We start from the raw sequence: 22,106 nt of genomic DNA, 5'->3' as shown, positions 1-22,106 counted from the left end.
TGTCAAGCGGTGTCGGTTAGAGCATGATGGCGAAAAGCCTCGACGGTTTCAGGCGACGTCATGCTCCGACCCTTCTGTTCCGGTGGGCCGCCCTTCCAAATTCGGTTTTTACAATTTCGCACCGAAGGCTTATGAGCGCAACACGTGAAGACAGGGGTGGAGCGATGAACGACAGCGGGGGAAACAGGGAAAAGAAGCAGGCCCGGCGACCGTCGACAGAACGGACGGCCCAACGCGATCCGGAGCGGACGCGCGCCGCGATCCTCGAAGCGGCAACCCGGGAATTTGCCGAAAACGGCATGGGCGGCGCCCGCGTCGACGCCATCGCCGAACGGGCCGGCACCAACAAGCGCATGCTTTATCATTATTTCGGCGACAAGGAGCAGCTCTACCTCAAAGTGCTCGAGGAAGCCTATGTCGGCATCCGCACCGCCGAGCGCGCGCTGCATATCGGCGACCGCAGCCCGGAGGAAGGCATCGGCGAATTGGCGCTCTTCACCTGGCGCTATTTCCTCCAGCACCCGGAATTCCTGAGCCTGCTCGGCACGGAAAACCTGCATCGCGCCCGGTGGCTGCGCCAATCCGTCCGGCTCAAGGAACTCCATTCGCACCTGATCGGCGAGCTATCCCAAGTGCTCGAACAGGGCAAGAAACAGGGCGTCTTCGTCGAGACGGCCGATCCGCTGCATGTTTACCTGACGATCGCCTCGCTCGGCTATTTCTATCTCTCCAACCAGTACACGCTTTCGACGATCTTCGGCCGCGACCTGATCGAGCCGGCCAATCTCAACGCCTGGGAAAGCCATATCGTCCACGTCACGCTCGCCTCGATCAAGCGCTGAGTCTCGAAAGTCGGATTCGACTCTTGACAGGCTCGCCGCTCTTCTGTCATCAAGTAACTGTTTAGTTACTGGCTTGGGAGGGCCGGGCTGACATGCCCGCTCCCGCCGAAAAAGATTGCAGGGAGGAAAAAAATGGCACGCTTGGGGATCATCTTGCACGGCGTCACCGGCCGCATGGGTTACAACCAGCACCTGGTGCGCTCGATTCTGGCCTTCCGCGACCAAGGCGGCATCACGCTGAATTCGGGCGAGAAACTTGAGATCGACCCGATCATCGTCGGCCGCAACGGCGCCAAGATGGAAGAGCTGGCGAAGAAGCATAACATCAAGCGCTGGTCGACCGATCTCGATGCCGCGCTCGCCAATCCCGACGACACGATCTTCTTCGACGCCGGCACGACGCTGATGCGCGCCGAGCTTCTGTCCAGGGCGCTCGACGCCGGCAAGCACGTCTACTGCGAAAAGCCGATTTCCGACGATCTGCAGGTGGCGATCGATCTCGCCCGCAAGGCGCGGCGCTCCGGGCTCAAGCATGGCGTCGTGCAGGACAAGCTCTTCCTGCCCGGCCTGCGCAAACTGGCGCTGCTCAGGGATTCCGGCTTTTTCGGCAAGATCCTCTCGGTGCGCGGCGAATTCGGCTATTGGGTCTTCGAGGGCGATTGGGGCGTGCCGGCGCAGCGCCCCTCCTGGAACTATCGCAAGGGCGATGGCGGCGGCATCATCCTCGACATGCTCTGCCACTGGCGCTACGTGCTCGACAATCTGTTCGGCGAAGTCAAGGCTGTCTCCTGCCTCGGCGCCACGCATATTCCGCGCCGCATCGACGAGCAGGGCAAGCCCTATGATTGCGACACCGACGATGCGGCCTACGCGACCTTCGAACTTGAGGGCGGCGTGATCGCGCAGGTCAATTCCTCCTGGGCGGTGCGCGTGCGCCGCGACGATCTCGTCACCTTCCAGGTCGACGGCACGCATGGTTCGGCCGTCGCCGGGCTGACGAAATGCTGGAGCCAGCACCGCGTCAACACGCCGAAGCCGGTCTGGAACCCCGACCAGCCGCAGACGATCGACTTCTACGGGACCTGGGACGAGGTTCCGGATACCCAGGCCTTCGACAACGGCTTCAAGGCGCAGTGGGAAATGTTCATCCGCCATGTCGTCGAAGACGCGCCGTGGCCCTACGGCCTGGAGGCCGGCGCCAAGGGTGTGCAACTGGCCGAACTCGGGCTGAAATCCTGGGCCGAACGCCGTTGGCTCGACGTTCCCGCACTGGAGTTCTGAGCCGTGACGACGATCAATCTCCCTCTCGACGGCAAGATCGTCCCCTATACGCTGACCGGCACGCCGATCGAACTGAAGAAGCGCGACGCCACGAGCTTCCCGCGCATCGCCTTTGCGGCGGCGCACGTCGTTGCCGATCCGCTTGCCGACAACGACCCCTGGCTGACGCCGGCGATCGACTGGGAACGGACGCTGGCCTTCCGCCATCGGCTCTGGGATCTCGGCCTCGGTGTCGCCGAAGCCATGGATACGGCGCAGCGCGGCATGGGGCTCGGCTGGCCGGAAGCGCGTGACCTCATCCGCCGGGCGCTTGGCGAAGCCGCCGGCCGCAAGGATGCATTGATTGCCTGCGGCGCCGGCACCGACCACCTGATACCCGGCCCCGAGGTGACGATCGACACGATCCTCAAGGCCTATGAGGAGCAGATCGAAACGGTCGAGGCGGCCGGCGGCCGCATCATCCTGATGGCAAGCCGGGCGCTTGCCGTCGTCGCAAGGAGCCCGGACGATTATGTCAGGGTCTATGACCGCATCCTTCGCCAGGTCAAGGAGCCGGTCATCATCCACTGGCTCGGCGAAATGTTCGATCCGGCGCTTCAGGGTTACTGGGGCAATGACGACCATCTGAAAGCGATGGAAACCTGCCTCGAGGTGATCGAGGCCAATGCTCAGAAAGTCGACGGCATCAAGATCTCTCTTCTGTCGAAGGAGAAGGAAGTGGCGATGCGCCGCCGGCTGCCGAAAGGTGTCCGCATGTATACCGGCGACGATTTCAACTATGCCGAACTGATCGCCGGCGACGAAGAGGGCCATTCCGACGCACTGCTCGGCATTTTCGATGCGATCGCGCCGGCAGCCTCGGCCGCGCTCGACGCGCTCGGCCGCAAGAGCAATCACGAATTCTTCGATCTGCTCGAGCCGACGGTGCCGTTGTCGCGCCACATCTTCAAGGCACCGACCCGCTTCTACAAGACCGGCGTCGTCTTCCTCGCCTACCTCAACGGCCTGCAGGACCATTTTACCATGGTTGGTGGCCAGCAGAGCACGCGTTCGCTCACGCATCTGGCCGAACTCTTCCGCCTGGCCGACAAGGCGCGGGTGCTGGCCGATCCGGAACTCGCAGCGGCGCGGATGCGCCAAGTGCTGGCCGTTCACGGCGTTCACTGAACTCAGGCACGGCAAGGGAGGAATGAGATGCAGGTCGAAGGACTTTCGATCAACCTGGCGACGATCCGCGAGCAATGCGGCTTTGCCGAAGCCGTCGATATCTGCCTGAAGCATGGCATCACCTCGATTGCGCCCTGGCGCGACCAGATCGCCAAGGCCGGCCTCGATGAGGCGGTGCGCATCGTCAAGTCGAACGGCATCAAGCTCACCGGTCTTTGCCGCGGCGGCTTTTTTCCGGCGGCGAACGAGGCCGACTGGCAGAAGAACCTCGACGACAACAGGCGGGCGATCGACGAGGCGGCGGCATTCTCAGCCGATTGCCTGGTGCTCGTCGTCGGCGGATTGCCGGGCGCTTCCAGGGATATCGTCGCGGCCCGACAGATGGTGTTCGACGGCATCGCCGCGGTGCTGCCGCATGCACAGGCATCAGGCGTGAAACTCGCCATCGAGCCGCTGCATCCGATGTATGCCGCCGACCGCTCCTGCGTGAACACGCTCGGCCAGGCGCTCGACATGTGCGAAGCCCTCTGCGAGGATGTCGGTGTCGCGATCGACGTCTACCACGTCTGGTGGGACCCCGATCTTGCCAACCAGATCGCCCGCGCCGGACGGATGAAACGGATCTTTGCCCACCACATCTGTGACTGGCTGGTGCCGACCAAGGACATGCTGCTCGACCGCGGCATGATGGGCGACGGCGTCATCGACCTCAAGGGCATAAGGCGGATGATCGAGGCGGCGGGCTTCTTCGGGGCGCAGGAAGTGGAGATCTTTTCGGCGGAGACCTGGTGGAAGCGTCCGGCCGACGAAGTGATCGCCACCTGCGTCGAGCGCTTCCGCAGCTGCTGCCAGATCTGATTTTCAAAATTCGTTTCATCAGCATGCAGGAGGATTCATTCGATGGAGAAACGCCGTTTTGCCCTGATCGGCACCGGAAACCGCGGCACCACCATGTGGGGCAAGGACCTGCTGGCCGGCTGGCGCGAACATGTCGACCTGACCGCCATCGTCGAGAAGAACTCGCTGCGCGGCGAGCGCGCCCGCAACATGATCGGCAGCAATGCGCCGCTTTATGAAAACATCGATTCCATGCTCGCCGAGCAGAGGCCGGATCTGGCCATCGTCTGCACGCCCGACCAGACGCATGACGATATTATCGTGCGGGCGCTGGAATCCGGCATCGACGTCATCACCGAAAAGCCGATGACCACCTCGATCGAGAAAATTCGCCGGATTCTCGACGCCGAGAAGCGCACCGGCCGCCGGGTCGACGTCTCCTTCAACTATCGCTATGCGCCGACGGCGGCCCGCATCAAGGAACTGCTCAATGCCGGCGAGATCGGCCGGGTAACCTCCGTCGACTTCCATTGGTATTTGAACACCAAACACGGCGCCGACTACTTCCGCCGCTGGCACGCCTATACGGAAAATTCCGGCAGTCTGTTCGTTCACAAGGCGACTCACCATTTCGATCTTCTGAACTGGTATCTCGACAGTGATCCAGAAGCCGTCACGTCCTTCGCCGATCTGCAGAACTACGGCCGCAAGGGGCCGTTCCGCGGACCGCGCTGCAAGCTCTGTCCGCACGCGCATGAATGCGACTACTATCTCGATCTCGAGGCCGATCCTTTCCTGGATCAGCTTTACGAGGATCCTTCGAAGATCGACGGTTATTTCCGCGACGGCTGCGTCTTCCGCGAGGATATCGACATTCCCGATACGATGGTGGTCAGCCTGCGCTACCGCAACAACGTTCATGTCTCCTATTCGCTCAACACCTTCCAGCCGATCGAAGGCCATCACCTCGCCTTCAACGGCACCAAGGGGCGCATCGAAATTCGCCAATATGAGGCCCAGCCCTGGGAACAGCCGAAGGAGGATACGATCCTCCTCATCCGCAATTTCCCGAATGACAGGCAAGCCGTCGAACGCATCGTCGTCCCGCATTTCACCGGCGGCCATTACGGCGGCGACGACCGCATGCGCAACATGATCTTCAAGCCCGGCATGGAAGACAGGCTCGGCCAGCGCGCCGGCACGCGGGCAGGCGCCATGTCCGTGCTCTGCGGCATTGCCGCGCTGACGAGTTCGCGCACCGGCAAGGTGGTCGATATCGCCGAGCTGATGCCCGAGCTTGCCAATGACGGCTCGCCCAATTCGTTGAGGACACCGCGTTGACACGCGCCCCTGGTTGCGTCAGGCAATGTTTTCGAGATCCTGCCGGCGGATCTGGTAGAGCAGCGGCCGGCCGGCCGTAAAACGCCCGACCTCATCCGCTGCCATCTCTCCGAGACGCGCCCGTTCCAGGCCGATGGCGCCGGCAATGTGCGGGGTCAGGAAAACGTTCGGCAGATCGTAGAAAACCGAACCCGCCTCCGGAATTTCCGGATCGGTCACATCGATGACCGCGTCGATGCGGCCGGTCTTCAGCTCCGAAAGCAGAGCGGCCTCATCGATGAGAATGCCGCGCGCGGTGTTGATGAGCGTTGCCCCGTCCTTCATCAGCGACAGTCTTCGCGCATCGATCATATGCTGCGTCGACGGCAGTGATGGCGCGTGCAGGGAAACGATATCCGCGCGGCGCATCAAATCGTCGAGCGCGACCTTTTCGGCTCCGAGGCCTGCCGCCTCGGCGGCATCGACCATCGGATCGAACAGCAGCAGACTGTAGTCGAACGGCTTCAACAGCTCGATCACCCGCCGGCCGATGCGCGAGGCGCCGACAATACCGAGAGTGCGGCCATAATTTCCGATCGCTTCGCGCTGCAATGGATAGGTGCGATCGCGGTGGCGGTCGGCGACGTAAAGATCGCGGAACCGGAAGGCGCGCTTGCCGGCAAAGAGGATCGCGGCAAGCGTGAATTCGGCAACCGGCACGGCATTGGCCTCGGCCGCGTGGCTGACCGCGATGCCCGCTTCGAAGATGGCCTCGTCGATGATGCCCTTCACCGTGCCCGCCGCATGGACGATGAGGCGAAGCCGCGGCGCGGCAGCGGGAATCTCAGGCCCGACATAGGGCGCGCCCCAGCCGGTCACCAGGATTTCGGCTTCGGCCAGCAGGCGGCTGGCGCGTTCGCCCTCGAAATGCTGCAACGGCACGGAATTCAGCAGGCGGCCGATGGTATCGAGCCGGCGCAGGATCTCGTCGGGCAGGACATGCTCCGTGCGCGACGGCTCCATGGCAAGGACGATGGCCGGGCGGCTCATGGCATCTGACCCGGCGCTTCGATGGCGCTGACGGTCACACCCTTTTCCCGCACCAGCGCCTCCAGCGCCGCAAGATCAGGCGCCTTCGGCGGCCGCGTCCAGGCGGACGCGACGGCGGCGGGATCGCCGAGCGCCAGCACCGCCGTTACCAGGATGGTCTCACCGGCCGGAATCTGGCCGCGCAGCTGCGGTACGATGGTCTTTGCGACGATCACATTGGTGTTCGGCTGGGCCTTCTGCACGAGCCCGGCGCGATCGACCGACGATCCCACGTCGAGAATACCGCTGAAATCGGCTTCGCCGATCGCATAGGCAGCGCCATCCGACGCCGACAGCGTGTCCAGCTCGAAATCCCGACGGGCGATGGCGAAGCCACCTTCGGCGACTCTCAGCGGCCGGGCCGCCCTGATCCGGTGGAGGCGGATATGCCAGGGGGCTGCGGGCGCCAGCCAGCTTTCGACGCTGACATCGGGGAAAGGTGACCATTTCGCATAAAGCACATCGCCCGCGAGCCTGGCTTCCTCATTGGTTTCGCGCACGCGGTAATGCAGGCCGTCATCGCTGAAGGCCAGCATCGAATCGAAAGCGGCGAGCGCAAAGCCGCGCTCATCGGATTCGACGCTGAAGCCGTAACGGGTGGAATAGGCGAATTTCGCGTATTTTTCCGTGCCGAAGCGCATCTGCAGGTTTTCCTGGCCTGATGACAGCGCCACGACGTCGCCGCCCGTGCGCATCATCACCATGCCGGGATGGCGCTGGGGAACGACCTCGGGCGCCGGCTCCCGCGCCGTTTCCTCGGACGTCCAGAACGGATGATCCTCCGGGATCGCCAGCGGCAGAAAGGCCTTCAATGCCCAATAGGGCGAGCCGGCGGAATTGTAGCTCTCCGACATCAAGAGGTTCGGATAGCCGAAACCGATCGACAGCACGCCGTCGCGGTCGGCGATCGGCTTGTCCCTCCACCAGCGCAGATGCTGCAGGCAAAGGTGCTTGACCTCGCCCCAGGGCAGCGCCTCGACATCGGCGAAGGCAAGCGCCGACCAGAAGCCGGCACAGGCAAAGCGATAGGTCAGGCTGCGGCCGAAGGGAATCGTCGCCCCATCGGCGGCAAACCAGTGGCGGAAATCGCGGGCGAAGAGGATGGCGCGTTCGCGATAGCGTTTCGCATAATCGTCATCGACGAGCTTCGAATAGATCAGCCCGTAAAAATGCATGGCGAAGGGAATGTAGTGGTCGATGCGGCGCACGTTTCCGTCGCGATACCAGCCGTCGCCGATATAGAAGCCTTCGAGTTCCTCCAGATATTGCCGCGTCAGGCTGCGATCGAAATCGGCGCCGAGGCGATCGAGGGCGATGTCGACGAAAATCCGGAAGAATTTCCAGTTGTTGTCGGCATAGTCGAACTGCCGGGCGTGCTTGAGATAGGCGATGACATTGCTGCGGGCGCGCGCATCGAGCGGCTCCCAGATTTTTTCCGGCACCAGCGCCAGGGCAAAACCGAGGGCGGCAAGCTCGACCATGCGCTGATCGCGGCCATTGACGGTTCCCCAATATTCGGGATGAGCGGGATCGGTGCCGTTTGCGAGGCCTTCGGCAAAACGATGCCAGTGGGCGAAGTCTCCATTGCCGGCGCCAAGCGGCGCCAAACCCCAGAGCGGGCGGGCGAAACCTTCAAGATCGGCCGCCGCCCGGTCGAAATGGGCGGCGGCACCGCTCAGCCTGACGCGGGCATTGCCTTTCGAAAAACAGGCAAGCAGCGGATCGAAGAGATCAAGCAGGGCTCGGCTCATATCGGCGCGGGTTTCGAGCGGATTGCCGGCAAGCGGATTGGCGCTGGCGGGATCATAGGTCATCGGATCACTCACGGGTCTCGACGTTCACAACGGTCCCTCCCGCAACGGGAACGACAGCCTGGCAGATGTGGCGCGCCGGCGCCGTCCTGTTGCGGAAACGGGACAGCATCAGCGAAACGGCTTCGCGCCCGAGGGCGGCGCGGTCGACGCGCATGGTGGAAAGCTGCGGATTGGTCATCAGCGCACAAGGCAGATCATCGAAACCGACGATCGCGAAATCCTCCGGCACACGCAGGCCCGCTTCGATGACAGCCTCGAGCACGCCGACGGCGATGAAATCATTCATGCAGAAGGCGGCGGTAAAACCGGCATTCTCGGCGAGGATCGCCGCCGTGCGCTCATGGGCCTCGCGGCTGGCGCTGCCCTGCAGCGTCATGGCTACGAAACGACCTTCGGCGCCAGGGACAGCGGCAATCGCCGCCTCGAAACCGCGGATACGCTCACGAATCGTCTGGCGATGAGAGCCGCTCAGATGCAGGATGCGGCGATGGCCGGCCTTCGTCAGCCGGCCAGTCGCCTGATAGGCGCCGAAGAAATTAGCCGGCGAAACCCCATCGAAACGCATTCCGGGGTCGGTGCCATTGACGAGAACGGTCGGCACCATGGCGTCCTGCAGCCAGTCGCGCAGCATGTCGTTCGGATCGATGCCGACAAGAAAGAGACCTTCGGCCGCTGCGGCCTGCATATAATCGCGCGCGGCGTCCGGTGTGATGCGCTCCTCCCGAACCATCCGGACTTCGAACGGCATGCCCGCTTCGGCCGCTCCGGCGCGCAGGCCCTCGACGATCGCCTCGTAGAAGACGCTGAGACCGCCCGTGACGCCGTCGCTGGCGATCAGCGCCAGCCCGCCGGCAACGGCTTCAACAGCCGGCTTGACCGGATAACCGTGTTCGGCGGCCACCTTCAATATCTGACGACGGACGGTTTCGCTGATCCCCGGTTCGTTCGCCAGCACGCGAGACACCGTCGAGACCGAGACACCCGCCAATGTGGCTATATCGGCCTGACGCGGCCGTCTGATTTTTTCATCGCTCATGGGCAAACATTATGCAAACTACGCAAATTTGCAACATGAACGTTATTTCTTGCAATAAATATTTTTTTGCGTACTCTGCTTGCCGAATGCCCGACGACGCTCTGGAGGATTGGCCGCGGGCATATAGGGACAAGGGAGGATAGTATGCAGGTCAACCGCCGTTCATTCCTGATGGGCTCCGCCGGCGCAGCTGCCGGCCTGGCATTCGCGGGACGCGCCATTCCGGCTTTTGCAGAAGACACGTCGCTGCGCGCCATGTGGTGGGGGTCCAACGACCGTGCCAAACGCACGCTCGATGTCGCCAAGCTCTACCAGTCGAAAACACCCGGCGTCACGATCGTCGGTGAATCGCTTTCCGGCGACGGCTACTGGACGAAGCTCGCCACCCAGATGGCGGGGCGCTCGATTGCCGACATCTTCCAGCTCGAACCGGGGACGATCTCCGACTATTCCAAGCGCGGAGCCTGCATGCCGCTTGACGAGTTCGTCCCATCGGCATTGAAGGTTCAGTCCTTCGGCCCCGACATGCTGAAATTGACCACCATCGACGGCAAACTCTATGGCGTCGGCCTCGGCCTCAACTCCTTCTCGATGTTCTTCGACACGGTCGAATTCGAAAAGGCCGGCGTTCCGCTGCCGACACCCGATCTCACCTGGGATGAATATGCCAAGCTCGCCGTCGAACTCGCCAAGTCGTCCGGCAAGAGCGGAGGCCCCTATGCGGCCCGCTACGCCTATGTGTTCGACGCCTGGCTGCGCCAACGCGGCAAGAGCCTCTTTGCGAGGGAAAGCGTTGGGCTCGGTTTCACGGCCGACGATGCGACGGAATGGTTCGACTACTGGGAGAAGCTGCGTAAAGCAGGGGGCACGGTGGCTGCCGACGTCCAGACGCTGGACCAGAACACCATCGACACCAATAGCCTCGGTCTCGGCAAATCGGTGATCGGCATGGCCTATTCCAACCAAATGATCGGCTATCAGCTGATCATCAAGAACAAGCTCGGCATCACCATGCTGCCGCGGGAAAAGAAAGGCGGGCCGTCGGGCCACTACTACCGCCCTGCGCTGATCTGGAGTGTCGGCGCCACGACGAAGAACGGCGAAGCGGCCGCAAAATTCATCGACTTCTTCGTCAACGACATCGAGGCCGGCAAGATTCTCGGCGTCGAGCGCGGCGTGCCGATGTCGCCGACCGTGCGTGAGGCCATCCTGCCGCAGCTGAACCCGACGGAACAGGAAACGGTCAAATACGTCAACATGCTCAAGGATCAGGTCGGCGAATATCCGCCGCCGGTGCCGATGGGTGCAACCCAATTCGACCAGCGCGTGCTGCGGCCGATCTGCGACGAACTCGCCTTCGAACGGACCTCGCCTGCCGATGCGGCGACCCGACTCGTCGAAGAGGGTAAGGCAACGCTCAAGGGATGATCGGCTGCCGGTGAGAGGAGAGGCCCGCAAAACCCCGGCGGGCCTCTCTGTTTTCCTGATTGAAGCGCGTTGCGACCTTATGGATTTGCGCTTCAGATGCCTTTCAGTTGGCTGCCAGGCTTTCGACCACCCGCCAGTCCGGCCGGCCGAGATTGAAGGGCCAGGCGTGCACGTCGCGGTCATTGAAATAGACCACTTCCTGAAGGTTCGGGAAGGCGCTCTGCTTCAGCGTCGCGGTTTCGATCCAGGGTCTCATATAGGCGTCACCGCCTTCGTAGCCGAGCTCTGCGACCCAGACGGGCTTTCCATAGCCGGCGACGAGATCATAGCCCTGCTTCAACGCTTCCGAAAAGGTCCGATGCTTGTTGTAGGCAAGCTCGTCATAGCGCTGGAGCCCGAAAACCGAGAGGCCGACAAGATCGACGTAGTCGTCGCCGGGATAATAGGCGTCAAGGCCGGGTTCTCCCTTCGGCGACCACATGAGCTCGGTGCCGGGCGCCTCGTCGCGGACGATATCCATCATCCGTTTGTAGGCGGTGATATAGTCCTGCGGGTTCCAGCCGGACCACGAAAACCGTCCTGACTTGTCCTCCATCTCCTGGCCCCAACGGACGATCACCGGGCTCTTCAGCTGCGAGATCATCTGCGCGATTGCCCGCATGTTGACGTCGTAATCGCCCCGCAGCACCTTGCGGCGAAGCTCGTCGGAAGTCAGCCGCCAGTCGACGTCCCAGGACCACGGCTCTACCGTGATCAGCAGGTTGCGGCCTCTGGCCTGTGCATAGGCATCAGCGATACGCAGCGTCTCCAGGTCAACGTCTTCCCATGGCAGGAACAGGGCCTCGGTCGAGACATTGGTCTGAGCGCCGAAATCCCCATGCGGGTCATAGGCGCCGAACTTGATGCCGTCGGCATGAACCACCGGGCGTTTATCGATGATCGTTCGTATGCTGGATGTCTGGTTCGGGGCGACTCCCGCATATTGCATTTCGCTTCGGCCGGGCAAATCCGTGGCGCACAATAGCAGCAGCGCGATCGCGGCGGTCGAGAGGTGGTTATTCATTAGCGTCTTCATGGCTCACCCTCCTTTTCGGGCAAGTTCCTGGTCCGACAGGAGCTGCTTCAGATCGCGTGCCTTGGCGCTGACGGTGTCCGCGGCAACAAGCTTGCGGAATTCGTCGTCCTGGTGCACCGATGCATGCCGAAAGACGTACCAGTTGCCGTTCGGCTGGCGGCGCTGATAGATCGTGTTGCCGATCTTGCGGTGACCGAAACAGGTGCTGGCGCGCGCTGCACCCTCGGCATTCGTCCAGGTGGCACGCATGCAGAGCTGGCCGAGGTCGTCGACAACCCATTTTCCTTCGGCGAAGGACTGCTTGCCCTTGTCGTTTACCCAGGCGACAAACCGCCGGCCATCCTCGATGAAGCGGCCGCCACCGGTATCCCAGGTCCAGGTCCTATCGCCGTAGATCCGGTAGAGCTCATAGGCGGTGAGCGGCGTCGGCTCATTCTTCTTTGCGGTCTCGGCGCCCTGCGCCGCCAATGGCAGGCACAGGCTGAGAGCAAGGGCCGCCCCATATAGTCTCGATCCGATACGCATTACATTCTCCTCCTCGACGCCGGCCGGTTTCCCCGGCTCAAACACCTTGTTCGTCGCGTCCCGTGCGTCCGAACCCATTCCATCTGATGCGGAACTTCACGGTCCGGGTTTTGCCGCCGCCCAGACCGGCTCCGGCCACGGCAAATTGCGATTGGCTGAAACTGATGACAGTCTGACCGTGCGAAAGGGCTTCGAGACTGCGCAGCCCATGGCCGCCGGCCTGCATGCCGCCGGTGACGCAAATCGCAAGCCCCGTCGCCGTCGCCAGCCACAGGCCGCGTGACTGCGGCAGCAGCGGCAGCCCGTTCTCGATTGCGTGGCGAAGGACGATCAGCACCGTCAGCAGCAGATAGATCATGAGATTTATCGCGGCGAAGATATAAAAGCCCTGGGCGGCGGCCGCGTCGTTGGCGAAGACCATAGCGACGGCGCAAAGGCCGGCGAGGCCGATATAGGGCGCAACGATGCGCAGCGGCAAAGACTGCTGCTCCTGCCGGCCTTTCGGCGTGATGCGAAAGTCGACGAAAGAGCCGCAGAGATGGTCGCGAACAGCTGCGAGGCTGCCGGCGAGCGACCACGGCCAACGCAGGAAGATGAAGGCAAGCCCTTCCCAGCCGAACAGTTTCGCATCGTGCGGCCTGAAGGTTCCCGTTGCTCGCCAGAAGAAGGCAAACAGCGTCAGCACGATCGATATCGGCGCGAAATGCAGCAGGAAATCCGGATAGGTTACGTTGACGAAGACATCGCCCGTCAGCAAAGCGGCAACCGGCAGCAGGAACATCACGGCCATGATGGCGGAGAAAAGCGGGTACCACAGCTGCGAAAACACGAACTGGAATTTCAGATGCCAGGGCAGATGGGTGACGTAGCGGTGGGAATATTGCAGCAGGATGGTGACGAGGCTGCGCGACCATTGAAATTCCTGGACGGCGAGATCGACGAAGTTCGCCGGACCATCGCCGTGAGCGATCGCATCGACGGCATGGACACCGCGCCAGCCGCCGGCATTCATCATCAGCGTCGTCGAATGATCTTCGGCAAGTTCGGGGCCGAGGCCGCCGATCTCACGGAGGGCTGACGTGCGAACCGCATAGTGGGAGCCGATGCAAAGCGGCGCCCAGCCATTGTTGTAACCGGTCTGCAGCGAACCGTGCAGACTTGCCTCCGCGTAAAGCCTTCCGCGCGCCGCCCAGCTTGCCGCCGCATTTGCATCGCAGATGCTGGGCGCGGAGACGTAGCCGATGCCGGGATCGGCAAAGGGGCGCAGGACTTCCCTGAGATAAGTCGGCGTCGGTACATGATCGGCGTCGAACTGGGCGACGAAATCGTAACGCGCATAGCCGAAATGGTCGTAGAAATAGGCAAGATTGCCTTCCTTGCACCGGGTTCGGCGCGGCCAGGTCGTGCGGTGATATTCCGCCACGCCCTTTCGGGTGGAGATCAGCACGCCGTGCTCGGCGCACCAGCGTCTGGTTTCCTCGGAAGGATCCTCGTCGGCCAGCCAGACGTCGAACTCGACGCCGATCTGATCGAGCATCGCCTGCAGCGTGGTGCGGACGACGGCAAAGGGCTCGGACGGCGCCTTGGTGACGACCATCGCCACGCGCCCTTCCGGCAGCCGCGCACGCGAACTGATCGTCCTGGCATCGAGGAAGATCAGGATGAAATAGGCCGGGACGAGCGTGATCCAGGCCAGCACGGCGGTGATGAGCACGAACGCAGTCCAGGAAATGATATGGGCGGACTGGCACCACCAAATCCAGAAAAACCCAAGTGCGGCCAGCCAGCAGAGGATGCCGAAGCCATAGGCGACGCGTCTGCGGCCGGTGAAAACAGGATCGAATGTTTCGGCGGTGGCGGTTTTCGCAGGCGCAAGACCATAGCCGGTGTGCGAAGCGTCGCTCATGCCGTCACTTCCAGTCCGAAGGTGGGGCCGGCGGTGCGGATGATCGTATCGATATCCGAGAGTGCCGGCGCGAAGCCGAGTTCCGCTTTCGCCCTTGCCGTATTGGCAAAAAGGATCGGCGGATCGCCGGCGCGGCGCGAGCGGTACCGGACCGGCACTTCACGGCCGGTGGTGCGATGGATGGCTGCAAGGATCTCGCGCACCGAGGTGCCCCGGCCGGAACCGAGATTGACGCTGAGCGAGCCGCCGCCCGCCATCAGGTGATTGACGGCGGCCAGATGCGCCTGCGCGAGGTCGCTGACATGGATATAGTCGCGAACGCAGGTTCCGTCCGCGGTCGAATAGTCGGTGCCGAAGATATCGAGCCGCTCCAGCCTGCCGGCGGCAGCAAGAAGGGCGCGGGGAATGAGATGGGTTTCGGGCTCGTGACGCTCGGCAAGTTCGCCATCCGGATCGGCGCCGGCGGCGTTGAAATAACGCAAGGCGGCGAAGCGGATGCCATAGGCGGCGGCAAAATCCTCGAGCGCCATCTCAAAGATCAGTTTGGTGCGGCCATAGGGATTGACCGGCTGCTGCGGGGTTTCCTCCCGTATCGGCAAGGAGGCGGGAACGCCATAGGTGGCGCAGCTGCTCGAAAAGACGATCCGGTCGATATCCTGATCGAGGCAGGCTTCGAGCAGCGTGAGGCTGCCGACGACGTTGTTGCGGTAGTATTTTCTCGGCATCTCGACGGATTCGCCGACATAGGCGTTGGCGCCGCAATGGATAACGCAATCGGGCGAAAATTCGGCCATCGTCCGGCGCAGCGCCACCGCATCGCCGAGTTCACCCCGGATGAGCGGGCCCCAGCGGACGCTGTCGGCATGTCCGGTCGACAGGTTGTCGTAGGCAACCGGGATCATGCCGGCGCGCGACAGCGCTTTGCAGATATGACTGCCTATGAAACCGGCACCGCCGGTGACGAGAATGTAGCGGGGCATCTCATACGGCCTCCGCCTTCTCTGTCCGGGCAAGCAGGCCGTCGAAATATTCGACGGTGCGCGCCAGGCCGGCTTCGAGCTCGATGTGGGGTTGCCATCCCAGCTCGGTCATCGCCCGGGAAATATCCGGCCGCCGCTGGCGCGGATCGTCGACGACAGCAGGCAGGTGAACGATGCGGGAACGCGAATTCGTCAGGTCGCGGATGATTTCCGCCAGGCGTCGGACGGTGAACTCGCCGGGGTTGCCGAGATTGATCGGGCCGTGGCAGGCGCTGCCGGCTGCCGAGAAACGCAGGAAACCTTCAACGAGATCGTCGACATAGCAGAAAGAGCGGGTCTGCTGGCCGTCGCCGTAGATCGTCAGGTCGGCGTTGCGCAAAGCCTGCACGATGAAATTGGAGACCACCCGGCCGTCATCCAGGCGCATACGCGGCCCGTAGGTGTTGAAGATGCGGCCGACCTTGATGTCGACGCCATAGGTCCTGTGGTAGTCGAAGAACAGGGTTTCGGCGCTGCGCTTGCCTTCGTCGTAACAGGCGCGCGGCCCGATCGGGTTGACGTTGCCGCAATAGGTTTCGCGCTGCGGGCTCTGGTTCGGATCGCCATAAACCTCCGAGGTCGACGATTGAACGACGGTCGCGCCGGTCTTTCGCGCACAGTCCAGGGTGTTGACGGCGCCGAGCACATTGGTGAGCAATGTGCCGACCGGATCCCGCTGATAATCGGGCGGAGAGGCGGGCGAGGCAAAATTGAAGATGAGCGACGCTTCGATATCGAAGGGCTGCCGGACATCGTGCTCGATGATGCGAAAACGGGGGTTCGACAGGAGATGATCGACATTCACACGGCGGCCGGTCGAAAAATTATCGAGGCATATGACGCTGTGGCCGCGTAACAGAAGCCTTTCGCAGAGATGCGAGCCAAGAAAACCGGCCCCGCCATTGACAAGAGCAGTGCCCAGATTCTTGAGCACCGGAACGCCTTCTACTTCAGAATAACCTTCGCCGGGAACGAAACTACGCATTACAAACTCCTTCCCATGTTTTAGTCTTTTGATTTATTCAGGCGCTGCGTGCCTTCATTATCCGGTGGGATATTCATCTCCTTGAGTATCTCAACTTGAATAACTTTATAGTTATTCTTCGGATATCTGGCTTACTATTCGAATGATAAGACGATTGTTAGCGAGGTCAACTTTAAAAACGTTTTCAATCCAAAATAACTACGCAATTGTTCTTTTAAGTAACAAATAATTAATCATTTTCTGTCTTTTTTTCACGCAGAACGAGTATCCCGACACCGCTCAAGCTTCGGTCAATCAAGAACGAGTACAAAAGAATTGAAGGGCTGGCCGCGCGTAACTGCACGACCGGTCTTGCATCCGGGAGCGCCATATGCGAGGGGATTGGCCATGTCGAAAAAACACGCTGCAGCGCAGCCGAAAGGCTGGCGTCTATTTCATTTTGCGATGTTTGCCTGGGGAACGACGCTTCTTGCGGTCGGGCCGACGGCCTGTTCGGTCGTTAACGACGACATAGCCGCCGTCGCGAAAAAGAATGTCGTCGTCGTCGAGACGCCACGTGTCTCGAAGGCATACGCCTACCCGGAAAACCGGGCCGTGCGGCCGGCCGCGGCACCTGCCCGCGTCGTCGCCTATCACGGGTCCGCCCCGTACATCTGCTCTCCGAGCGGCTTCGGACAGAAGTCGCGCTGCTTTGCGCGTCCGTCGATCTGAAACAAATCCTTCGAATCGACATCGATGCAAGGATAAATTACCCGGCAGTTCAACCTGCTGCGGCGTCCCTTGCGCGCCTGAACAGACGCGGCGCGCTGCAGATCAGTTGCGCCAGCGGCTCGACATCTCGTCATCGCCGACCGGATGGTCGTTGAAGAAGCGGGACGCTGCCTCGGTGCGGTTTCGGACGTTCATCTTCTTGTAGATGTTGCGGACGTGAACCTTCACCGTGTTTTCGGAAAGATGCAGCTTGTCGGCGATGATCTTGTTCTGCGTCCCCTTGCAGATGAGATCCAGGATCTGAACCTCGCGGGTCGTCAAAGCGGAGATGCTGTCGCGTCTCAGCTTGAGCGCATTGCTGCGCGCGGCATCGACCGATTTCGTCTGATAGAGTGAAGGCTCCAGCTGGGGGCTCTTGTTGGCGAGACGGTTAAGAAGTGCCGAGGGAAAATGCTCCCCGCCCTTCATCAGCAGATCCACCGCGGCCATGAAGACATCAAGCCGAAGATTGAGCGGCAGGACGCCGTCGATGATCCTTGCCTCCACCAAACGGCTGACATAGGGTTCCAGCATATCGATGGCCTCGACAACGAGTCCGATCGAGGTTTCCGGGTGATTTTCCCGTACCGCCTTCAACGCGTCCTGAAGCTCAGGCTGAGGTATATGGTAGAATAAAACGAGCTTTAGATCGCTCGTATCCTTTTCCAGCATCGGCTTCGTATTTGCTAAGCTTGGCACATCGCAGTTCGGGAATTTCTTTGCCAGCGCCTCTACCATGCATTCTGAAAACAGATCCGCCTTGGCAACTACAAGGATAGTATCTCCGGAAGGGCTAGACTTTCTTGCCTGGTCGGTATTCTCCATTCCTGAGCCTGTCATGAACATATACGCCTCCCCTAGCGTTACACTTTACTCAAACGTGAAGCGATGGCGGGTAGAAGATAGTATGAAATGCCGCCCCCTTGATGTCACCGCCCTCTTCTTTAGACATTTCTTAATTATGTTAATACGGATTGAGAAGGAAGGAAATGGCCCAAAGTGATTAGTTTTCGGGAGCGAAAAACGATACGTTACTACGCTTCGGTTGTATTTTTACTAGACCTGGTACTGTAAGGTTATATTTGCTTTCACTATAGATAATCGGACGAATGTAATATTCCAGTACAAATTGTCATATTTATATGATCTTTGCCAGCGGGGGCGGCGCTCGAACGATCCGACCGCCCTCGATTATGCCGCCAAGGCCAGCGCTGCCCTTCAACGCCTCCGGGCCGCGTCTGCATGGACGCGCCTTGCGCGCGCTCAACGCGTTCGGCCGGGCGCCCAATCACCATGCTCTTTGATTTCGAGCTGCAATCGTTGCTAAAAGAGGCGAGAGCCACTTAGCAACTCCTCAGTGAGAAGTCATGCAGACCGATGCAGACAGGGCGGAACGGGAACGGCTTCTGGCCATTCTCGATTTCTGGCACAAAATCGAGTTTTTCATACCTTACGATCTCTCCAGTCGGCTCGTCTCAGCGGAAGGACGGACCGTTTTCTGGCTGCATGCAAAAACGCTGTTGCAGGATGGCGCGGCACTCAGCCGTCCTGTTATACCCGAGGAGAAGCAGATTACCGGCTTTACCTTGTTCCTCGGCGTTTTCAGCAAATCCGAAATTGCCGATATCCGCCGGCGCTTCGACCGCGTTGCGGCCGATATTGCCGAGTACGAGGATGCCGAACGCAGCGATCTCGATGGCGATACCTGCTTTGCCAGCCTGCAGCTCACGCCGCTGGGGCAGCCGATGTTCGAAACCTTTGCGGTTTCCACGCTTCCATGGGCTCTCGGCCGCGTGCAGAAATCCGGGCTCGCCTCACTCAGCCATGAGGCGTTTGCCGACAGCAAACGGCAGCTGTCGGAATTGCTTCAAAACTTTCGGGCGCAGCGACAGCTGACATCTTCAGCCTTCGAGGCCGGCTCCGATCAGCCGATCGATGCCGCCGAAATCCTGGCGCTGCATGAATTGCTCTGCGATTGGGCGAGCTTTGTCTCGCGCCGGGACAGGCCCATCGCCGCCGTCGAAATACGCTACCGTGACAGGGCGGAGAGACCCGATCTCATCTCCCTGCAGCCCCAACAGGAGGACCATGCCCCCAATGCCGACGACGAGGAAGACGAGAGTGCAGATGGTGAAGAAGACATTGGCATCCTGAACAGCTTCTTCATCGAGGACATCGAACGGGCGATGATCTGCGTCAAGCAGGGCAATGTCCCAGAACCGCTCAGGCGATATCTCACCCCGCTGGCCGATGAAAAGCGGGTCGACCTCTATTCGCAAGGTGGGCGCGGCGCCATCGTTCGGGCCCTGCATCCCGCCAATCTCAACCGCGGACGCTGGCTGAGCGAACCTCACCTCGCCATGAGCCTCATGCAGCAGTTCGCGATCAATTCGGCGATCGGCGGCCGCTCGGAAACCGGACTGTTCTCGGTCAACGGTCCGCCCGGCACCGGAAAGACGACCCTGCTGCGCGACATGTTCGCGGATAATATCGTTCGGCGGGCCCGGATCCTGGGCGGCCTCGAGACGGCACGCGATGCCTTTGACGGCGCGCCGCGCCGCGTCACTTTTGCCGACCGCAGCACGGCCTCGATATCGGCGCTGATCCCGGCGCTCGCCGGATTCGAAATGATCGTCGCGTCCTCCAACAATGCCGCCGTCGAGAATATCTCGCGCGACCTTCCCAAGCAGAGCTCGATTTCGAAGACATCTTCCTTCCGCTATCTGCAGACGGTCGCTCATAAAATCGCCTGCCAGAAGGACAATGGGGGCGTGATCAAACTCGCCGACGGCGATCGCCCGTGGGGATTGATCGCCTGTGTGCTCGGCAATTCCAGGAATCGCCGAGCGTTCAAGGAACGTTTCGCCTTCATGGAAATCACCGACCGGCCGAAGCCCGGCTGGTCGGGCGCCCAGAAGCCGCAGACCATCTGGGAATGGCTGAAGAGCTATGAGGGACCGACCTTCGCCGAAGCGTCGGCCGCCTTTCATGCCGCCGACGACGTGGTTCGCGACAAGATCGGCCAATATGCGCGCTATGCCGATCTCTGTCATGAAATCGCGCATGTTACGCGGGATGCATTCTGCCGCGAAACGCTTGAAAAGCTGGCCGCCGCCGCTGACGGCCTTCGCCATGCGCAGAACCGGTGCGACGAGATCGCGGCCGAAATGGGCCGTATCAAGGACGACTTGTCTTCTTTGAAGGAAGAGGAACAGCTGCTCGACCGCAGCGCTCCGGCGCGATGGAAGAGAGTGCTCGCGACCAACCCTGCCCGGCAGCATCGGCAAGACGTCGTCGCCAATGCGCGCAAGCAATTGGAGCTGCGCAAGGCGCTGGCAGAATGCGAGGATCAGCTTGCGAAGACGGATAAACCCGCGCTGGAACGCGCTTTACGGGCGCATGACCACGCCGAACGGGCACTGCGGTCACGCCGGAAAATCTGGTTTGCGAAGACAGAAGAACTCGAGCGGCTGGGAGAAATTCTCGATCATCCCGCCGCACCGGAGCGCCTTACCGACCTGGACAGCGATCAGGTGCAGATTGACGGCCTCTGGCATCAGGACGAACTGGCGGCTCTGCGTTCGGCATTGTTCGAAGCAGCGTTGACGCTGCATGAAGCGTGGCTCGCTGAAGTCGGCCGGAAGGGCGGCGGTTTCGGCGGAAATATCGTTGCCGTCAGCAAGCTGCTGTCCAACAACAATCCCGTCGATGACAAGCATATTGCATCGATCTGGCAAAGCCTCTTCATGGTCGTTCCCATCGTCTCGACGACATTCGCCTCCTTCGCCCGGCAGTTCCGCGGTCTCGAAGCCGGCTCGATCGGCTGGGTCTTCATCGATGAAGCCGGCCAGGCCGTGCCGCAGGCCGCCGTCGGGGCTTTGTTGCGGGCGCGCCGCGTCATGGTGATCGGCGATCCCCAGCAGATCGAACCGGTCTTTACTCTTCCGAGCGCGCTGATCGGCGCCGCTTCGGCTCTCTCACCGCACACGGCGCAAGGCCAGTATTCGCCGAACAGGGTGTCGGTGCAGATGCTGGCCGATGCCGCCAATCGCTACGGAACAACGCTTCAAGACGAGGAAGCAGACGGGCTCTGGATCGGCAGCCCTCTCAGAGTGCATCGACGCTGCATCGATCCGATGTTCAGCCTCGCCAACCGGATCGCTTACCAGAACAAGATGATCTTCGGGCTGGCACAGCGCCGGCCGGCCGGCGACGCGTCGCCCTTCTATGGCGACAGCGCCTGGATCGACGTCAAGGGCAAGGTTTCGGGCAAACAGGCCGTTGCGGAGCAGACGGACTTCATCGTCGATCTCCTCGGCGCGACCTACCGCCGGTCCGGTGCATTGCCTGATCTCTACATCATCTCACCGTTCAAGGAAGTGAAGAACAGTCTGAGACGGGCTTTGACCCATGCGCGATGGACCGACCAGGACGGATATACGGGCGCATCTCCACCGAAACTGCAGAAGTGGCTTCAGGAACGGATAGGCACTGTGCATACGTTCCAGGGCAAGGAAGAGGATATCGTTTTCATGGTGCTCGGCGCCGACGCCGATCATCGCGGAGCGGCCGGCTGGGCCGCCTCCAAGCCAAACCTCTTGAACGTCGCGCTGACGCGCGCCAAGCGCCGCTTCTACATTGTCGGCGATCGCACGCTCTGGCAAACGCTGCCATATTTCAGGGAGGCGGCGAATGCTCTGGAGACGGTCCAGGCCGCGGAATTCCTGGCACGGAATGCGCTGGAGGTGAGGGATCGGAACCCGGTCCTTTGGGACTGAGTGCTCGCTCAGATGTGTTCTGGAATCAAAAAAGCCGCTTGAGGCGGGCTTTTTGAGTATTGTGTGTTGAAGAGTTTGGTTTCGGGGGCAGGATTTGAACCGTTCGGATCTTAAAACAGTCCACTGGACTGTTTTATCGGGCTTTGCCCGAGCGCCCGCTCACCCTTCAGGTTATGGTCCGCAGGACGACGAGCTACCATCGCCAGCGAAGATGAAGTCTTCGCGCCAGCGATAACTGGTCTCGGTGTTCCTGG

The 22,106-nt window shown here is 61.3% G+C and carries 17 protein-coding genes; 8 read left to right on the top strand and 9 right to left on the bottom strand.

Translation table 11 applies throughout. The features are described from left to right. Positions 1–164: 164 nt before the first annotated feature. From CO671_RS24350 to CO671_RS24330, 5 genes are all read left to right on the top strand, one after another. The gene (locus tag CO671_RS24350; RefSeq protein WP_097608055.1) at positions 165–842 is read left to right on the top strand and encodes a TetR/AcrR family transcriptional regulator; all 678 of its coding nucleotides are present in this window, start codon (positions 165–167) and stop codon (positions 840–842) included. Between the two features lie 132 nt (positions 843–974). Next, positions 975–2,123, top strand: a complete 1,149-nt coding sequence (locus CO671_RS24345; protein WP_097608054.1) for a Gfo/Idh/MocA family oxidoreductase — start codon at positions 975–977, stop codon at positions 2,121–2,123. A 3-nt stretch (positions 2,124–2,126) separates the two neighbouring features. Then, the gene (locus tag CO671_RS24340; protein ID WP_097608053.1) at positions 2,127–3,290 is read left to right on the top strand and encodes a dihydrodipicolinate synthase family protein; all 1,164 of its coding nucleotides are present in this window, start codon (positions 2,127–2,129) and stop codon (positions 3,288–3,290) included. 27 nt (positions 3,291–3,317) lie between these two features. Next, entirely contained in the window at positions 3,318–4,148 is an 831-nt protein-coding gene (locus tag CO671_RS24335; protein ID WP_097608052.1) for a sugar phosphate isomerase/epimerase family protein, read from the top strand. A 42-nt stretch (positions 4,149–4,190) separates the two neighbouring features. Then, a complete protein-coding gene (locus CO671_RS24330; RefSeq protein WP_097608051.1) occupies positions 4,191–5,468 on the top strand; it encodes a Gfo/Idh/MocA family oxidoreductase in 1,278 nt (425 codons plus the stop codon). A gap of 18 nt (positions 5,469–5,486) precedes the next feature. On the opposite strand, the gene CO671_RS24325 is transcribed toward CO671_RS24330, so the two are convergent. Genes CO671_RS24325 through CO671_RS24315 form a run of 3 tightly spaced genes read right to left on the bottom strand, consistent with a single transcriptional unit; the run spans position 5,487 to position 9,386 of the window. Then, the gene (locus tag CO671_RS24325) at positions 5,487–6,497 is read right to left on the bottom strand and encodes a hydroxyacid dehydrogenase (RefSeq protein ID WP_097608050.1); all 1,011 of its coding nucleotides are present in this window, start codon (positions 6,495–6,497) and stop codon (positions 5,487–5,489) included. Then, a complete protein-coding gene (locus CO671_RS24320) occupies positions 6,494–8,350 on the bottom strand; it encodes a DUF2264 domain-containing protein (RefSeq protein ID WP_097608049.1) in 1,857 nt (618 codons plus the stop codon). The genes CO671_RS24325 and CO671_RS24320 overlap by 4 nt, the downstream gene beginning before the upstream one ends. Positions 8,351–8,354: 4 nt before the next feature. Further along, positions 8,355–9,386: a LacI family DNA-binding transcriptional regulator gene (locus tag CO671_RS24315; protein ID WP_097608048.1), complete on the bottom strand. Its 1,032-nt coding sequence runs from the start codon at positions 9,384–9,386 to the stop codon at positions 8,355–8,357. Positions 9,387–9,530: 144 nt separating this feature from the next. Between CO671_RS24315 and CO671_RS24310 the strand changes: the two genes are divergently transcribed. Beyond that, positions 9,531–10,814 carry an ABC transporter substrate-binding protein gene (locus tag CO671_RS24310; protein ID WP_097608047.1) on the top strand — a complete coding sequence of 428 codons (1,284 nt, stop codon included), beginning with the start codon at positions 9,531–9,533 and terminating at the stop codon, positions 10,812–10,814. A 103-nt stretch (positions 10,815–10,917) separates the two neighbouring features. Here CO671_RS24310 and CO671_RS24305 read toward each other — a convergent pair whose 3' ends face one another. Genes CO671_RS24305 through CO671_RS24285 form a run of 5 tightly spaced genes read right to left on the bottom strand, consistent with a single transcriptional unit; the run spans position 10,918 to position 16,324 of the window. After that, positions 10,918–11,889 carry a glycosyl hydrolase gene (locus CO671_RS24305; protein WP_097608046.1) on the bottom strand — a complete coding sequence of 324 codons (972 nt, stop codon included), beginning with the start codon at positions 11,887–11,889 and terminating at the stop codon, positions 10,918–10,920. 3 nt (positions 11,890–11,892) lie between these two features. Continuing rightward, the gene (locus CO671_RS24300; RefSeq protein ID WP_097581236.1) at positions 11,893–12,414 is read right to left on the bottom strand and encodes a DUF995 domain-containing protein; all 522 of its coding nucleotides are present in this window, start codon (positions 12,412–12,414) and stop codon (positions 11,893–11,895) included. 37 nt (positions 12,415–12,451) lie between these two features. Beyond that, positions 12,452–14,320 carry a glycosyltransferase family 2 protein gene (locus tag CO671_RS24295; protein WP_097608045.1) on the bottom strand — a complete coding sequence of 623 codons (1,869 nt, stop codon included), beginning with the start codon at positions 14,318–14,320 and terminating at the stop codon, positions 12,452–12,454. After that, on the bottom strand, positions 14,317–15,300 hold the full coding sequence (gene galE / locus CO671_RS24290; protein ID WP_097608044.1) for a UDP-glucose 4-epimerase GalE: 984 nt from the start codon (positions 15,298–15,300) through the stop codon (positions 14,317–14,319). The genes CO671_RS24295 and galE overlap by 4 nt, the downstream gene beginning before the upstream one ends. A 1-nt stretch (position 15,301) precedes the next feature. After that, complete coding sequence (locus tag CO671_RS24285; protein WP_097608043.1) at positions 15,302–16,324, bottom strand: UDP-glucuronic acid decarboxylase family protein; 1,023 nt, start codon at positions 16,322–16,324, stop codon at positions 15,302–15,304. A 387-nt stretch (positions 16,325–16,711) separates the two neighbouring features. Here CO671_RS24285 and CO671_RS24280 point away from each other — a divergent pair, with 387 nt between their 5' ends. Further along, a complete protein-coding gene (locus tag CO671_RS24280; RefSeq protein ID WP_097608042.1) occupies positions 16,712–17,035 on the top strand; it encodes a hypothetical protein in 324 nt (107 codons plus the stop codon). A 102-nt stretch (positions 17,036–17,137) separates the two neighbouring features. Here CO671_RS24280 and CO671_RS24275 read toward each other — a convergent pair whose 3' ends face one another. Continuing rightward, a complete protein-coding gene (locus CO671_RS24275) occupies positions 17,138–17,920 on the bottom strand; it encodes a response regulator transcription factor (RefSeq protein ID WP_097608041.1) in 783 nt (260 codons plus the stop codon). 521 nt (positions 17,921–18,441) lie between these two features. Here CO671_RS24275 and CO671_RS24270 point away from each other — a divergent pair. Further along, positions 18,442–21,852 carry a DEAD/DEAH box helicase gene (locus CO671_RS24270; RefSeq protein WP_097608040.1) on the top strand — a complete coding sequence of 1,137 codons (3,411 nt, stop codon included), beginning with the start codon at positions 18,442–18,444 and terminating at the stop codon, positions 21,850–21,852. The last annotated feature ends 254 nt before the right edge of the window (positions 21,853–22,106 follow it).

The organism is Rhizobium sp. M10 (assembly GCF_002531955.1).
GTDB lineage: Bacteria > Pseudomonadota > Alphaproteobacteria > Rhizobiales > Rhizobiaceae > Rhizobium > Rhizobium etli_C.
This window is presented reverse-complemented; position numbering and strand designations above follow the sequence as displayed.

Coding starts and splice junctions, on each gene's coding strand:
- CO671_RS24350 (WP_097608055.1), top strand. CDS start 165: ATGAACGACAGCGGGGGAAACAGGGAAAAGAAGCAGGCCCGGCGACCG.
- CO671_RS24345 (WP_097608054.1), top strand. CDS start 975: ATGGCACGCTTGGGGATCATCTTGCACGGCGTCACCGGCCGCATGGGT.
- CO671_RS24335 (WP_097608052.1), top strand. CDS start 3,318: ATGCAGGTCGAAGGACTTTCGATCAACCTGGCGACGATCCGCGAGCAA.
- CO671_RS24330 (WP_097608051.1), top strand. CDS start 4,191: ATGGAGAAACGCCGTTTTGCCCTGATCGGCACCGGAAACCGCGGCACC.
- CO671_RS24325 (WP_097608050.1), bottom strand. CDS start 6,497: ATGAGCCGCCCGGCCATCGTCCTTGCCATGGAGCCGTCGCGCACGGAG.
- CO671_RS24320 (WP_097608049.1), bottom strand. CDS start 8,350: ATGACCTATGATCCCGCCAGCGCCAATCCGCTTGCCGGCAATCCGCTC.
- CO671_RS24315 (WP_097608048.1), bottom strand. CDS start 9,386: ATGAGCGATGAAAAAATCAGACGGCCGCGTCAGGCCGATATAGCCACA.
- CO671_RS24310 (WP_097608047.1), top strand. CDS start 9,531: ATGCAGGTCAACCGCCGTTCATTCCTGATGGGCTCCGCCGGCGCAGCT.
- CO671_RS24305 (WP_097608046.1), bottom strand. CDS start 11,889: ATGAAGACGCTAATGAATAACCACCTCTCGACCGCCGCGATCGCGCTG.
- CO671_RS24300 (WP_097581236.1), bottom strand. CDS start 12,414: ATGCGTATCGGATCGAGACTATATGGGGCGGCCCTTGCTCTCAGCCTG.
- CO671_RS24295 (WP_097608045.1), bottom strand. CDS start 14,320: ATGAGCGACGCTTCGCACACCGGCTATGGTCTTGCGCCTGCGAAAACC.
- galE (WP_097608044.1), bottom strand. CDS start 15,300: ATGCCCCGCTACATTCTCGTCACCGGCGGTGCCGGTTTCATAGGCAGT.
- CO671_RS24285 (WP_097608043.1), bottom strand. CDS start 16,324: ATGCGTAGTTTCGTTCCCGGCGAAGGTTATTCTGAAGTAGAAGGCGTT.
- CO671_RS24280 (WP_097608042.1), top strand. CDS start 16,712: ATGTCGAAAAAACACGCTGCAGCGCAGCCGAAAGGCTGGCGTCTATTT.
- CO671_RS24275 (WP_097608041.1), bottom strand. CDS start 17,920: ATGTTCATGACAGGCTCAGGAATGGAGAATACCGACCAGGCAAGAAAG.
- CO671_RS24270 (WP_097608040.1), top strand. CDS start 18,442: ATGCAGACCGATGCAGACAGGGCGGAACGGGAACGGCTTCTGGCCATT.